This is a genomic window from Modestobacter sp. URMC 112, from assembly GCF_053502575.1.
In genome coordinates this window covers 4,293,690-4,307,856 of sequence record NZ_CP199957.1, presented here as the reverse complement: position 1 = coordinate 4,307,856, position 14,167 = coordinate 4,293,690, and the positions used below count along the sequence as shown (strand labels likewise).

Genomic DNA, 14,167 nt, shown 5'->3' with positions numbered 1-14,167 from the left:
CTGTCCGCTCACGCCGGCGGCCCGTCGGCGAGCCGGCCGTCCCTCATCGACAGCACCCGGTCCGCCCGGGCCCAGGCCTGCTGGTCGTGGGTGGCGACCAGCACGGCGGTCCCCAGCCGGGCCGCGTCGGTGAGGGCGTCCAGCAGCCCGTCGGCGTGCCCGCGGTCCTGGTGCGCGGTGGGCTCGTCGGCCAGCAGGACGGCCGGCCGGAGCAGCAGCGCCCGGGCGACGGCGACCCGCTGCTGCTCGCCGAGCGATGCCTGGGCGGGGTACCGGTCGGCCAGGTGGGAGAGGCCGAGGTCCCCGAGCAGCCGCTGCGCCCGGGGCCGGTCGGCGGTCAGCGTGCCGCGGAGCCGGGCGGGCAGCAGCAGGTTGTCGGCCAGGCTCAGGTCGGCGACCAGGCCGAGGGCCTGCGGCACCAGCGCCAGCTCGGGCCAGCCGAGGGTGTCCGGTCGCCGGTCGGCCAGTGCGCCGCGGTAGGTCAGCCGGCCCTCGTCCGCGGTCTCCCAGCCGCACAGCAGCGCCAGCAGGGTGCTCTTCCCCGACCCCGACGGGCCGACCAGCGCCACGAACTCCCCGGCCGACACCTCCAGGTCCACCCCGGCCAGCGCGGACACGGTCTCCGCGCCGCGCCGGTAGCGCTTGACCAGCCCGGTCCCGGTGAAGCCGCCGGACGCCGTCGTCGTCACCCGGCCACCAGCCGGCCGTGGTCGAGCCGGATGAACCCGTCGGCGACCGCCATCACCCGCGGGTCGTGGGAGGACAGCACGAAGCCCACGCCGTCCTGCGCGAGGTCCTCCATGGCGGCCAGCACTCGTTCGGCGGCGGCGGTGTCGAGCTCCGCGGTGGGTTCGTCGGCGACCACCAGGGCGGGGGAGCCGACCACCCCGCAGGCGACGGCGAGCCGCTGCTGCTCCCCACCGGAGAGCTGGGCCGGCCGGTGGTCGGCGCGGCCGGCGAGCCCCAGCCGGTCCAGCAGGGCCAGCGCCTCGTCGTCCCCGACCGCGGCGCCGCGGAGCCGGCCGGCGAGCTGCACCTGGGCCACCGCGTCGAGGTAGGGCAGCAGGTTCTCGCCGGGGCGCTGGAAGAGGTAGGCCACCTGCTGCCGGCGGAGCCGGCGGCGGGCCCGGGCGCCGAGCCGGTCGACCCGCTGGCCGGCGATGGACACCTCGCCGGTGTCCGGGCGGTCGATGCAGGCCAGCAGCCGCAGCAGCGAGGACTTCCCCGACCCCGACGGGCCCACCACCACGGTCACCTGGGCACGGGGGACGGCGAGCGTCACGTCCGCCAGTGCGGTCACCGACTCGCTCGCCGTCCGGTAGGTCTTGCCCACGCCGCGGCAGACGGCGGCCGACGCGGCCGGGGGAGCGGCGGTGAACACCGCGGCGGACAGCGGGTCGTCGGCGAACCGGAACCCGCCGCCTGGATCGCTCATCGGGGCGTGAGCCCGTCGGCCGCCCGGGAGCCGGGGAGGTCCACCGGCCCGGTCAGGTAGCGCTGCACGGTGGGGCCGACGGCGGCCACCACCTCCTCCGGGGACGCCGACGCCAGCGGCTCCACCCGGAGCACGTACCGGGTCATGACCACGCCGATCAGCTGGGAGGCCGCCAGGCCGCCGCGGGCGTCCCGCTCGGCCTGCGGCAGGTCCAGGGTGCTGACCACCCGGCGCAGCACCCGGGTGGTGAGGAACTCTCGGAGCAGCCGCGCGGTCCACTCGTTGCTCACCGCCGAGCGGACCAGCGCCAGGCCGCCGGCCTGCGCCGGACCGTCCCACACCCGCAGCAGCATCCGCACCACGTTGGCGCCCAGGTCCGCCGTCCCGCCGGCGAGCACCTCGGGGAGCAGCTCGTCCGGGTCGGCCGGGGCCTCGACGGCGGCCAGGAAGAGCTTCTCCTTGCTGCCGAAGTAGTGGTGCACCAGCGCCGGGTCCACCCCGGCCGAGGAGGCGATGACCCGGATCGAGGCGTTGTCGAAGCCCCGGTCGGCGAAGACGGCGCGGGCCGCGGCGAGGACGCCGTCCCGGGTGTCGGGGTTGCCGGGACGGCGTCCGGAGGGCCGGGCGCGGCGCGGCCGGGCGGCGGGTTCGCTCAGCTGGTCCTCCTCCGCAGGGTGGCCGCGGCCGCGCCCAGGGCCAGCAGGGCCGCGCCGGCCACGACGGCGACGTCGACCCACATGGTGCCCGACGCAGCGCTGGAGGTGCCGACCTCCCGCAGCGCCTCCACGGCGTAGGTGAGCGGCAGCACGTCGCTGACCGCCTGCAGCCAGCCGGCCATCTGCTCCCGCGGCACGAGCAGGCCGCAGAGGAAGAACTGCGGCAGCACCACCACCGGCATGAACTGCACGGCCTGGAACTCGCTGCGGGCGAAGGCGCTGGCCAACAGGCCCAGGGCGACGCCGAGGACGGCGTCCACCACGGCGATCAGCACGACCAGGTACGCCGGCCCGGCCACGTCCAGGTCGTACAGGGTCGTGGCGACGGTGACCGTGACCACCGCCTGGGCGGCCGCCGCCAGGCCGAAGGCGAGGCCGTAGCCGAACAGGAGCGCCGGCCGGGACAGCGGCGTGGTGAGCAGCCGCTCCAGCGTGCCGGAGGTCCGCTCGCGCAGCATGGCGATGCTGGTGACCAGGAACATCACCACGAACGGGAAGACACCCAGCATGGTCAGCCCGACCCGGTCGAAGGTGCTCGGCCGGCCGGGCACGGTGGGCAGGTCGGCCCACAGCAGGTAGAGCAGGCCGAGCAGCGCGCTGGGCAGCACCAGCATCATGCCCACCGTCCGGTGGTCGTGCCGCAGCTGGCGGAGCACCCGCCCGGTGGTGGCCCAGGTCAGTCGCGCACCGGACGCCGGGAGGAGCGGCCGGGTCGCCGTCGGGGCGTTCACGCCTGGCCCACCTGTTCGCTCCCGCGGGGCGCTCCGCTCCTCGCTCGTCCCTCGCTGCGATGCTCACGCCCCGGTCCGCTCACGCCCACCTCCTCGCCCGAGCGCACCAGGGTGAGGAAGGCCTCTTCGAGGTCCTCGGTGCCCGTTCGGGCCCGCAACTCCCGCGGCGTGGAATCGTCGAGCAGCCGGCCCTCGCGCATCAGCAGCAGCCGGTCGCAGCGGCCGGCCTCGTCCATGACGTGGCTGGAGACCACCAGCGTCGTCCCGGCCGCGGCGAGGGCATGGAAGTGGTCCCACAGTTCCACCCGGAGCACCGGGTCCAGACCCACGGTCGGCTCGTCCAGCACGAGCAGTTCGGGGGAGCCGACCAGCGCGCAGGCCAGCGAGACCCGGCCCCGCTGGCCACCGGAGAGGTCGGCGACCAGCTGGCCGGAGGCGCCGGCGAGCCCCACGTCGGCCAGCGCCGTGTCGGCCGCCGCTGCGCCCAGGCCGTGGAGGGCGGCGAAGTAGCGGACGTTCTCCCGGACGGTCAGGTCGGGGTAGACGCTCGGCGCCTGGGTCACGTAGCCGACCCGGGACCGCAGCCGCGCCGACCCGGCGGGCTCGCCTAGCACGGTCACCGTGCCGGAGCGCACCAGCTGGACCCCGACCAGCGCCCGCATCAGCGTGGTCTTCCCGCTGCCGCTGGGACCCAGCAGCCCGGTGACCTGGCCGCGGGGGACGGCGGCGGACAGGCCGTGCAGCACCGGGCGACGGCCCCGGTACACGACGAGATCGGTGACGGTGACAGCGGCGTCCATGCCGGCCTCTCCAACTCAACGAGTGATGAACTCAACGCTAGATGAGTTCTGTGCCCATGGTCAAGGGGTGCCGGTACGAGCGGGGATCAGGCGGGCAGCGTGCGGGCGAGCTCCCGGCCCAGCGCGGTGCCCGAGCGCCAGGCGCTCTCCACCCGGGACGGCGCCGACCACCCGTCGCCGCACACCCCCACCCGGCCGGCCAGGGCGAACGCCCGCTCCGAGGGCTGTCCCGGCTTGGCGAAGGTCCAGCGGTGGACGTGCGTCCACTCCGGGTCGGTGCCGATGCCGAGCACCCGCCGGACGGCGGCCACCACCTCGGGGACCGCCCCGTCCGGCTCGGCGAGGTGCCGGGCGGACAGCGCCGGGATGGCGTGCGCGACCAGCACGGGGGCCCCGTCGCCGCGCCGGTCGCCGTCGTCGGCCAGCCAGTCCAGCGTCGGGGAGTCGTGCACGAAGGCCCCGTGCAGGTCGGCCGGCCAGTACCGCTGGGACCAGCCCAGCGCGACGGAGAGCGTGGGCTGCCAGCCCTCGGGACGCACCGCCGGGCCGGTGCCCGGGCCGAGCAGCCGCTGCGCCTGCGGGTCGGGCATGGCCAGCACGGCCGCGTCGACCGCCTCGCCGTCCACCGCCGGCCGGCCGTCGTCCCCGACGGTCACCGCCGTGACGGTGCGCTCCTGCACCAGCGGCAGGCCGGTGGCGAGGTCGGCCACCAGTCCCCGCAGGCCGCCGGGGGTGCCGTAGCGGACCGGGCCGGTCGTCGTCCGGGTCACCCCGTCCGGGCCGGCGACGGCGAACGTGTCGGTCCACGCCCGGGCCAGGCCGCGGTCCACCCAGTCCGTGACGACGGCACCGAACGGCGAGCCGTCGGGCACGGTGAAGTAGGAGGCGCCGAGGTCGACCGGCCGCCCGTGCAGGGTGCGACCGGCCATCCGGCCGCCCGGCCGCCGGCCCCGGTCGACCACCCGGACGGCCAGCCCCGCGTCGGCCAGCGCCCGGGCGCAGGCGATGCCGGAGATGCCGCTGCCGATGACCGTCGTCCCGGGGGTGTCCACGGCCCGATCCTGCGTCCCGGCCGGTCCCGGCGCTGCCTGAGCCCTCCCGCCCTCGCACACCTCGGACCAGCCGGCCTGATCCCGGGCCGGCGTGGCGGGCATGATCGCGGGCGTGTCCGCGGAGCCACAGGTGATCACCGATCCGGCGGACGAGCGGGTGGCCGACTTCCGCGACCTGGTCGCCGGCGACCGCCGCCCGGGCACCGAGCGCGGCACCGGTCCGGTGATCGTGGAGGGGGTCCCCGCCGTCGAGCGGCTGCTGGCCTCGCCCTACCGCGTGCGCGCCGTCCTCGGGGTGCCCGGCCGCGTCGCCGCCCTGCGGCTGCCCGCGGACGTGCCCGCCTACGAGGCGGACAAGTGGGTGCTGTCGGACGTGATCGGCTTCCGGCTGACCCGTGGGGTGCTCGCGGCGGCGGACCGGCGCCCGCCCGCCGACCTGGACGAGCTGCTGGCCGGGCCGGACCCGGCCGCGCCGCGCCGGCTGGCCGTGTTGGAGGGGCTCAACGACCACGAGAACCTGGGCTCGATCGCCCGGTCGGCGGTCGCGCTGGGCGTGGACGGGCTGCTGCTGGACCCGACCTGCGCGGACCCGCTGTACCGCCGGGCGGTGCGGGTGTCGATGGGGCACGTGCTGTCACTGCCGTTCGCGGTGCTGGGCAGCTGGCCCGCCGACCTCGCCCGGCTGCACGACGCCGGCTACCGCACGGTCGCACTCACCCCCGCGGACGACGCGGTGGACCTGGCCGACGTCGACCCCCGGGCGCACCCGCGCACCGCCGTCCTGCTGGGGGCGGAGGGCCCGGGGCTGACCCCGGCGGCGCAGGCGGCCGCGTCGCTGCGGGCCCGGATCCCGATGCGCACCGGCGTGGACTCCCTCGGCGTGGCCGCCGCCGCCGCGATCGCGTTCGCCGGCCTCCGCTGAGGAAGGACCCCGTCCTCCCCACCCTTCGCGAGCTCAGGGCGGTGCCCTGGACGGGGCCGGTGGGGCGCCGGCCCAGCGGGGCAGCGCGGCAGCCGCCGCGGCGGACGCCGCCCCGCCGACGGCGGCCAGCAGGAAGACGCCGGCGCTGGACCCGCCGGCGACCAGGAACGCGAGCAGGCTGCTGCCGGTGATGCTCCCCAGGTAGCGGCAGGTCGACCAGACCCCGGACGCCAGGCCGGCGCGCTCGGGGGGCAGCGCCTCGAGCCCCGCGGTCTGGACGGCGGCCGCGGCCAGGCCCTGGCCGACCCCGCACGCAGCCAGCAGTGCCCCGGCGAGCAGGGGGTCTGCCGCCAGGTCGGTCACCACCAGCGCGAGGGAGGCGGCCCCGACCACCAGGCTGCCGAGCACCGCCGGCCGGCGGCGGCCCCAGCGGTCGCTGAGCCTCCCACCGACCAGCGACGCCACGCTCGTGCCGACCAGCAGGGCCAGCAGCAGGGGCACCGCGCGGGTGCTCCCCACCAGCAGCGGCACGGCCAGCAGGGCCGTGTAGAGGGCCGCGTTGCCGCTGGCCACCGCTGCGCCGGCCGCGACCACACCGCGCACCCGGAACACCCGGACGTCCAGCACCGGGGACCGCTGGGTCAGCTCGTGCCGGACGAACCAGGTCCCCGCCGCGAGCACCAGCGCGCCGGCCGCGACGGTGCCCGCGACGGGGAGGCCGGGTGCCTCGCTGAGCAGCGTCGCGCCGCCGCCCAGGACGAGGAGCAGCAGCAGGGCCCCGGACCGGTCGAACCGCGCCGGTGCCCCCGCGGCCACCTGGTCGGCCGGCATGCCCCGGACCACGGCGGCCGCCGCGACGCCCACCAGGGGCAACCCGACGAGGAAGGCACCGCGCCACCCGACGAGGTGGACCGCGGCCCCGCCGAGGACGGGCCCGGCGGCAGCGGCCGCCGTCGCGGACGCCCCGACAGCGCCGAACGCCGCGCCGCGGCCGGACGCCGGCACTGTGGTGCGCACCAGCGCGCCCGCGTTGACCAGGGCCAGCGCACCACAGGCGGCCTGAGCGCACCGCAGCGCGACGAGGACCGGCAGCCCGGGGGCGAGGGCGGTGAGCGCGCACGCCGCGCCGAACCCCCAGGTGCCGACCAGGCAGCTGCGCCTGCGCCCCCACCGGTCGCCCAGGGCGCCGGCCACCGGCTGGCAGGCCGCCGTGACCACGAGGTAGGCCGTGACCAGCGCGAGGACGCTCGCCACGTCCGCGCCGAAGGCCTGGCCCACCCGCGGCAGGGCGACCGCGACCGACGTCGACCCCAGTGGCACCAGCGTCGTCACCAGGCACGCGGCGACGACCACCCGCCGAGTGGCCGCGTCCCCGGCCCGCCGTCCCGTCAGCACGGTGGACGCCTCGACCCCATGGGCCCGGTCAGCCGCCCACGGCGGTGATCGGACGACGTTGCAGCAGCGCGACGTCGTCCTCGGTCACCGCCCACTCGAGGTCCGACGGTCCGGCGAAGACCTCGTCGCAGCGGCGCGCCAGATCGGCGAGGGTCGCCAGCTGGCGCGGGGCGAGACACGGCCGGTGTGCCCGCGGGGCGTCGACCTGGACGGTCGTCGTCCCGCCACCGGGTCGCGGGACGACGGCCCGGTCCTTGGTCCCGACCACCTGCTCGAGCAGGTGCCCGTCCCGGTCCAGGCGGAAGAGGTCGGGGATGACCAGCCCCTCGACCACGGCCTCGCCCAGCGCCCAGCTGGCCTCGATCACGAGCTCGTCCTCCCCGCTCACCGGGTTCTTCGAGAAGAGCACCCCCGCCGCGACCGCGGGCACCAGTCGCTGGAGGACGACGCCGCACCGGGGCCCCGAGCGGTCGCCCCGGGCGTGGCGGTAGGCCAGCGCCGACGGAGCGCTCGCCGAGCCGCCGACCCGGACGACGGCGTCGACGACCGCGTCGGGGTCCTCCAGGTTCAGCACGGTGAGGTGCTGGCCGGCGAAGCTGGAGGCCGCACCGTCCTCGCCCACGGCCGACGACCGCGCCGCCATCGGCCCACCGAGCTGCCGGGCCGCCGCACGGACGGTGTCCCGTGCGGCCGGGTCGTCGGCGGCGGCCGCGACCAGGTCGGCGGGGAGGGCGATGCCCGGGGGGACCGGCAGTCCCCGGCGCAGGGCCACCCCGAGCGCCAGGGCCTTCCCGCCGTAGGCGTCCGCGTCCTGCACCGCGGCGAGCGGCAGCGCCGGGAGCGTCACCGGAGCGAGACGGTCCCGGTGGCACCGTCCACCAGCACCCGGGCGCCGTCCCGGACGAGGCGGGTGGCGTCCTGGCAGCCGACCACCGCGGGGATGCCGAACTCCCGCGCCACGATCGCGGCGTGGGACAGCAGCCCGCCCCGGTCGGTGACGATCGCCCCCAGGCGGGGGAGGACGAGGTTGAACGCCGGTCCGGTGGACGGCGCGACGAGCACGTCGCCGGGTTGCACGCGGCCCAGCTCGTGCGAGCCGGCCAGCACCCGCGCGGTGCCCTCGTAGCTGCCCGCGCTGACGCCGATGCCGCGGACCGACCGCGCCGTACCGCTCAGCGCGGCGTCCCGCAGCACCGAGGCGATCATGAAGCCCATGGCCTCCTGGACGCGGGCGGCGGCCGGTGGCAGCCAGGAGGCGGGTACGGGCTCGGCCGGCGGGGGCCCGAAGAGCGGCGGCATGTCCCGGTAGTCGGCGGTCCGCCGCCACCGGACCCGCTCGCCGACCTCCGCGCGGGACGGGCCCTGCCCGTCCAGGAGCAGCGTGCGCACCTCGTCGGGGTCGAGGTCGACGACGTCGGTCGGTTCGTCCAGCGCCCCCCGCTCGGCCAGCCGCCGGCCGACCTCGAGCAGCGCCGTCCGGGCGGCGCTGCCGGCCATCCGGTCGCCGTACACGGCGCGTTCGTCCCGCAGCCGGTACACCAGCAGCGCCTCGGCCAGCAGGACCTCGAACGCGGCCCGGTTCTCCGCGGGCACCGCCGCGCGGACCCGGGCGATCGCCGCCGCGCCCTGATCGGTGTCCGTCCGCCGTCCCGGCTGCAGTGCCGCCCGGAGCCGGACGAGCACCAGGCCCGGGGCCTCCAGGGACCCCGGCTCGGCGACCGAGTCCTCGCCGTCGAGCGGGAGGGCACCCAGGGCGGACAGGTAGGCGTCCGCCCGGGTGCCCACGGCGCCCGGCCGGCGGAGCAGCCGGCTCAGCACCTCGTCGGGCTCCAGCGACTGGTCCAGCACGGACTCCGCCGCGGCCGGCTCGTCCTGCAGCGCGGCCACCAGGGCCGCGAGCTCGGCCGGCGCGCCCTCGGTCGCCGGACTCGCGCCGGCCAGGCAGCCGAGGACCTCGGCAGGCGGCAGGCCGGTCCAGCGCATGGTGTGCACGGCGTAGTCGCCGACCGGGAGCATCGCCGGCATGTTGTGCCGGTGGTGCTGCAGGTGGCCCTCAGCGAGCGCCTGAGCGCAGCGGTCGACGTGGTCGCACAGGTCGGCGTCGTCGAGGGCAGCCAGGTCGACGGAGGTCAGGGCCCGGTGCATGGCCAGCAGCGAGGGCTTGACCGACTCGTCCCAGAGCCGCAGGTCCTCCCGCCACCGGCGCTCGGCGAACACCGCCTCGGCGGTGGCCACCCGTTCGCGGAGCGCGGGGACCTCCTCGAGCAGTCGCCTGAAGACCGGCTCCGGAGGAGGGCCGGCGGCGTCGGGCGGGGCGCCCACGGCGCGGATCCGGTTGTAGAGGAAACCGCCCACGAAGGCGGTGTCGAAGTGCTCGATGAGCGCTCCGTACCGGGCAAGCGTGTCGTGGAAACCGGCTTCCATGGCGGCGGGGAGGACCGCCGCGCTGAAGCGGCACAGCGGATGGGGTGCGTGACTCGCGTCCAGGAGCCAGGTCCCCGGCCCCGGAGCAGCCCACTCCCGCTGGGCCGGCGTGCTGTGCCCGACCCCGACGCGTCCGGTGTTGGTGTCCTCCACGGCAGGCCTCCCCGGTCGGTGGGCGGCCCACGCTAGTGAGCTGGATCACATCCTCTCCAGGGCCTTTGTCCTCCTGACGGCCGACGGGTCGGTCCCGTCGCGGCTAGTTGCGCAGGGAGAGGCGGGCCAACCGGGCCCGGGCGTCCTCGGCGAACTGCGGGTGGCACATCACCTCGTAGCGGCCGGCCACCACCTGGTTGACGCTGGTGAAGTCGCGCTTGCCCTGGGTCGCCGCGTAGCCGACCGCCCCGAAGACCGCGCCGAACACCAGACCGATGAAGAGGCCGGAGAGCACCGACCCGATCCAGCTGCTGCCGTCGGGCGTGAAGATGCCCAGCAGCAGGCCCACGAAGAGGCCGAACCAGGCGCCGCTGGCCGCGCCGGCGCCGATCGCCCGGCCCCAGGTCATCCGGCCGGTCACCCGCTCGACCATCCGCAGGTCGCTGCCGATGATCGTGACGTTCTCCACCGGGAACTTCTCGTCGGACAGGAAGTCCACCGCGCGCTGGGCCTGCTGGTAGTCGTCGTACGTGGCCACCTGCACACCACCGAGTGGCATGGACACCGATGCCGCCATGTTCGCCTCCATGAGCGTCCGGGCAGGCGAGCGGCGACCGGTGGGTCCGGCCGCTCCACCTCACCTGCGAGAGCACCCGTCGCTACCGGAACGGTTGTGCCGCCCACCCTGTTCCTCGGCCCTCCTGCAGGGTCCCGCCCCGAGCTCGCGAGGGGTGGGGGGCAGGAGGGTCCTCTTTCACACGAGGCTGTCGGCCCAGGCCCGGTGCAGGTCGGCGAACCGGCCGGTGCCGGCGAGCAGCTCGGCGGGGGAGCCGTCCTCGACCAGCCGGCCGCCGTCCATGACCAACACCCGGTCGGCGAACTCCACCGTGGACAGCCGGTGCGCGATGATCAGCGCGGTCCGGTCGGCGAGCAGCGTCTGCAGCGCCCGCTGGACCAGCCGCTCGCTGGGCACGTCGAGGGAGCTGGTCGCCTCGTCGAGCACCAGGACGGCGGGGTCGGCCAGGAACGCCCGCGCGAAGCTGACCAGCTGTCGCTGGCCGGCCGACAGCCGGCCGCCCCGCTTGCGGACGTCGGTGTCGTAGCCCTCGGGCAGCCCGGCGATGAAGGGGTGGGCGCCGATCGCCCGGGCGGCGGCCTCGACCTCCGCCCGACCGGCGTCGGGCCGGCCGAAGGCGATGTTGTCCGCGATCGACCCGGAGAACAGGAAGCTCTCCTGGGTCACCATGACCACCGCCCGGCGCAGGTCGGCGTCGGCCAGCCGGTCCAGCGGCACGCCGTCCAGCCGGACCTGGCCCTCCTGCGGGTCGTAGAAGCGGGCGGCCAGCCGGGCGAGCGTGGACTTCCCCGCCCCGGTCGCGCCGACCAGCGCCACGGTCTGCCCGGCCGGGACGGTGAGGTCGAGCCGGGGCAGCACGGTGGCCGCGCCGTAGCCGAAGCGCACCCGGTCGAACACCAGCTCGCCCCGGGCGGCCGGCAGGGGCAGCGGGTCGGCCGGCTCGGGCACCACCGAGGTCTCCTCGAGCACCCCCGACAGCTTCTCCAGCGCGGCGCCGGCCGACTGGTAGCTGTTGTAGAACATCGCGATGTCCTGCAGCGGGTCGAAGAAGCGGCGCACGTAGAGCAGGAAGGACACCAGGACGCCGACCGCCATGTCGCCGTCCATCACGCGGAGCGCGCCGTACCCCAGGACGGCGACGGTCACCAGGTTGCCGATCATCGTGATCGCCGGGACGAACACCGCGATCAGCCAGAACGCCTGGTGGTTGGCCTCCCGGTTGACCTCGTCCAGCTCGGCGTGCAGCTCGTCGTTGCGGGGCTCCCGGCGGAAGGCCTGCACCGCCCGGATGCCGCCGAAGGTCTCGGTGAACTGCACGATCAGCGCGGCGATCGTCTGCCGGGTGCGCCGGTAGGCGACCGTCGACCTGCGCTGGAACCAGCGGCCGAGCAGGAACAGCAGGGGGAAGCCCAGCAGCGCGACCAGCCCCAGCGGCGGGTCGAGCACGACGAGCACGATGCCGATGGCGGTCACGCTGAACAGCGCGGCCAGCAGCCCGTCCAGGCCCTCCTCGAGCAGCTCGGCGAGGGCCTCCACGTCGCTGGTCAGCCGGCTGATCGTCTTGCCGGAGGTGTAGCGCTCGTGGAAGGAGAGCGGCAGCTGCTGCACGTGCCGGAACACCCGGCGGCGCAGCGTGAGCAGCACCGCCTGGCCGACCCGCCCCGAGCCGATCAGGAAGACGTAGCGCAGCCCGGTGTCGACCAGGGCGGCCGCGACCATGGCCGCGGTGACCCAGACCAGCGGCCAGGGGTCCGGCGGCCGGCCCGGGGCGCCCAGCAGCGCGGGCACGGCGAGGTCGATGCCCACCCCGACCAGGTACGGCCCGGCCAGCCAGGCGGCGTTCTGCACGGTGATGGTGACCAGCAGCGCCCACAGCGCCCGCCGGTGCGGGCGCAGCAGCTCGCCGAGCAGCCGCCGGGAGCGGCCGCGGAGGAACGAGCTGGCCGAGGCCGACAGGTCGTCGTCGTCCTCGGTGGCGACACCCCGCCAGCCGGCGTCCTCCGGGACGGTGGCAGGCGCGGCCGGGGGACCGGACGGGACCGTGGTGCTCATCGACCCACCTCCGCGTGCCCGGCCGCGCCGGCCAGCTCCGACTCCGAGGACAGCAGCGCCCGGTAGTCCGGCACCTCGGCCAGCAGGTCGCTGTGCCGGCCGACCGCGGTGATCCGCCCGTGCTGGAGCAGGGCCACCCGGTCGGCGAGCAGCACGGTGGACGCCCGGTGGGCGACGACGAGGGCAGTGGTGCCGGCGAGCACGTCGCGCAGCGCCTGCTCGACCAGGGCCTCGGTGTGCACGTCCAGCGCGGACAGCGGGTCGTCCAGCACCAGCACCGACGGCCGTCCGAGCACCGCCCGGGCCAGCGCCAGCCGCTGGCGCTGGCCGCCGGACAGCGACAGGCCCTGCTCGCCGATCCGGGTGTCCAGGCCCCAGGGCAGCTCGTGGACGAACCCGGCCTGGGCGACCCGCAGCGCCTCGGCGACCTGCTCCTCGCCTGCGTCCGGGCGGCCCAGGGTCAGGTTCTCCCGGACGCTCATCGAGAACAGCGTGGCCTCCTCGAAGGCGACCGCGACCACGCTGCGCAGCTGGGCCAGCGGCAGGTCGCGGACGTCGTGCCCGTCCAGCGTCACCCGCCCGCCGGTCACGTCGTGCAGCCGCCCCACCAGCGAGGTGAGGGTGGTCTTGCCCGAACCGGTGGCGCCCACCAGGGCCACGGTCTCGCCCGGGGCGAGGTCGAGGTCGACGCCGTCCAGGACCGGGTCCCCGGCGCCGGGGAAGCGGAAGCGCACCGACTCGAAGCGCAGCCGGGCGGGGCGGCCGACCGGCTGCGGGGTCACCCCGGGACGGTCGGCGACCGTCATCGGGGCGTCGAGCAGCTCGCCGATCCGGTCGCAGGCGCTCGCCGTCTCCTGGGCCTGGGCGAGCAGGAACCCCAGCGACATGATCGGCCACAGCAGCACGGTGAACAGCGCGACGAACCCGACCAGCCCGCCGACGGTCAGGGCGCCGCTGCTGACCGCGAACGCCCCGCCGACCAGCACCACGGCCAGGGTGATCTGCGGGTGGAACTCGAACAGGCACCAGATCAGGGCCAGGGTGCGCACCCGGGACAGCTCCAGGTCCCGCAGCCGGACGGCCTTGCGGTCGTAGCGGGCGAACACCAGCGGGCTGCGGCCGAGGGACTTGACCACCCGGATGCCCTGGACGGCCTCCTCGACGTCGGTGGCCAGCTCGCCCTGCTCGTCCTGCACCGCCCGGGACTCGGTGTTGTAGCGGCGTTCCATCCGCAGCCCGAGGACGACGAGCGGGATGCTCGTCGCGAGCACGGCCAGCCCCAGCGGCCAGTGGATGACCACCAGCAGCACCCCGACGACGGCGCAGGTGACCAGGTTGACCACCAGGAAGACCGCGCCGAAGCCGACGAAGCGGCGGACGGTGGACACGTCGGTGGTGGCCCGGGAGAGCAGCTGACCCGAGGACCAGTTCTCGTGGAAGGACACCGGCAGGCGCTGCAGCCGCTGGTACAGGGTGTCGCGCAGGTCCCGCTCGATCCGCAGGCTGCTGTGGTTCATCGCCCAGCGGCGCAGGAAGAACATCGCCGCCTCGGCGGTGCCGAACACCAGCGCGAGGGCCAGCAGCGGGACCAGGCCCGCGCGGTCGCCCGACGCGATCGGCCCGTCCACGACCTCCGCGGCGACCAGCGGGACGACGAGCTGGGCCAGCGTGGCCAGCAGCGCCCCGACGAAGGTCAGTGCGATCAGCCCCCGGTAGGGGCGGGCGAAGGGCCACAGCCGGGCCAGCGCCGACAGCCGGCCGCGGCCGGCGTCGGGATGGGGGAGGTCCTCGGTCATGGCCTCCGCAGGCTATGCCGGGGTGCTGACACGGACTAACGATTTACGCCGGGGGTGGCAGCCCACCAAGGGCCCGCCGCACACTCGTTCGGCCTCCCTGCAGGGTCCCGCCGC

Annotated in this window: 13 protein-coding genes; 1 reads left to right on the top strand and 12 read right to left on the bottom strand. The window is 76.3% G+C overall.

What is annotated here, in order from left to right; translation table 11 throughout:
* Positions 1 to 8 precede the first annotated feature (8 nt).
* The 6 genes from ACWIX6_RS20515 to ACWIX6_RS20490 form a co-directional block, all read right to left on the bottom strand.
* Positions 9 to 689: an ABC transporter ATP-binding protein gene (locus tag ACWIX6_RS20515; RefSeq protein WP_448614286.1), complete on the bottom strand. Its 681-nt coding sequence runs from the start codon at positions 687 to 689 to the stop codon at positions 9 to 11.
* A complete protein-coding gene (locus tag ACWIX6_RS20510; protein WP_448614285.1) occupies positions 686 to 1,435 on the bottom strand; it encodes an ABC transporter ATP-binding protein in 750 nt (249 codons plus the stop codon). The genes ACWIX6_RS20515 and ACWIX6_RS20510 overlap by 4 nt, the downstream gene beginning before the upstream one ends.
* Entirely contained in the window at positions 1,432 to 2,172 is a 741-nt protein-coding gene (locus tag ACWIX6_RS20505) for a TetR/AcrR family transcriptional regulator (protein ID WP_448614284.1), read from the bottom strand. The genes ACWIX6_RS20510 and ACWIX6_RS20505 overlap by 4 nt, the downstream gene beginning before the upstream one ends.
* On the bottom strand, positions 2,088 to 2,882 hold the full coding sequence (locus tag ACWIX6_RS20500) for an ABC transporter permease (RefSeq protein ID WP_448614283.1): 795 nt from the start codon (positions 2,880 to 2,882) through the stop codon (positions 2,088 to 2,090). The genes ACWIX6_RS20505 and ACWIX6_RS20500 overlap by 85 nt, the downstream gene beginning before the upstream one ends.
* Complete coding sequence (locus ACWIX6_RS20495) at positions 2,879 to 3,682, bottom strand: ABC transporter ATP-binding protein (RefSeq protein ID WP_448614282.1); 804 nt, start codon at positions 3,680 to 3,682, stop codon at positions 2,879 to 2,881. Before ACWIX6_RS20495 ends, ACWIX6_RS20500 begins: the two co-directional genes overlap by 4 nt.
* Positions 3,683 to 3,768: 86 nt before the next feature.
* Positions 3,769 to 4,734, bottom strand: a complete 966-nt coding sequence (locus ACWIX6_RS20490) for an NAD(P)/FAD-dependent oxidoreductase (protein WP_448614281.1) — start codon at positions 4,732 to 4,734, stop codon at positions 3,769 to 3,771.
* Positions 4,735 to 4,846: 112 nt separating this feature from the next.
* Here ACWIX6_RS20490 and ACWIX6_RS20485 point away from each other — a divergent pair, with 112 nt between their 5' ends.
* Positions 4,847 to 5,656 carry a TrmH family RNA methyltransferase gene (locus tag ACWIX6_RS20485; RefSeq protein WP_448614280.1) on the top strand — a complete coding sequence of 270 codons (810 nt, stop codon included), beginning with the start codon at positions 4,847 to 4,849 and terminating at the stop codon, positions 5,654 to 5,656.
* 33 nt (positions 5,657 to 5,689) lie between these two features.
* Here the strand turns inward: ACWIX6_RS20485 and ACWIX6_RS20480 are convergent, their stop codons facing one another.
* From ACWIX6_RS20480 to ACWIX6_RS20455, 6 genes are all read right to left on the bottom strand, one after another.
* Positions 5,690 to 7,051 (bottom strand): MFS transporter, encoded by a 1,362-nt coding sequence (locus ACWIX6_RS20480; RefSeq protein ID WP_448614279.1) that lies wholly within the window; start codon positions 7,049 to 7,051, stop codon positions 5,690 to 5,692.
* Between the two features lie 28 nt (positions 7,052 to 7,079).
* Positions 7,080 to 7,898 (bottom strand): PEP/pyruvate-binding domain-containing protein, encoded by an 819-nt coding sequence (locus ACWIX6_RS20475; protein WP_448614278.1) that lies wholly within the window; start codon positions 7,896 to 7,898, stop codon positions 7,080 to 7,082.
* The gene (locus ACWIX6_RS20470; RefSeq protein ID WP_448614277.1) at positions 7,895 to 9,628 is read right to left on the bottom strand and encodes a PEP-utilizing enzyme; all 1,734 of its coding nucleotides are present in this window, start codon (positions 9,626 to 9,628) and stop codon (positions 7,895 to 7,897) included. The genes ACWIX6_RS20475 and ACWIX6_RS20470 overlap by 4 nt, the downstream gene beginning before the upstream one ends.
* 103 nt (positions 9,629 to 9,731) lie before the next feature.
* Complete coding sequence (locus tag ACWIX6_RS20465; protein WP_448614276.1) at positions 9,732 to 10,205, bottom strand: general stress protein; 474 nt, start codon at positions 10,203 to 10,205, stop codon at positions 9,732 to 9,734.
* Between the two features lie 177 nt (positions 10,206 to 10,382).
* Positions 10,383 to 12,257, bottom strand: a complete 1,875-nt coding sequence (locus ACWIX6_RS20460) for an ABC transporter ATP-binding protein (RefSeq protein WP_448614275.1) — start codon at positions 12,255 to 12,257, stop codon at positions 10,383 to 10,385.
* The gene (locus tag ACWIX6_RS20455; protein WP_448614274.1) at positions 12,254 to 14,053 is read right to left on the bottom strand and encodes an ABC transporter ATP-binding protein; all 1,800 of its coding nucleotides are present in this window, start codon (positions 14,051 to 14,053) and stop codon (positions 12,254 to 12,256) included. Before ACWIX6_RS20455 ends, ACWIX6_RS20460 begins: the two co-directional genes overlap by 4 nt.
* Positions 14,054 to 14,167 lie beyond the last annotated feature (114 nt).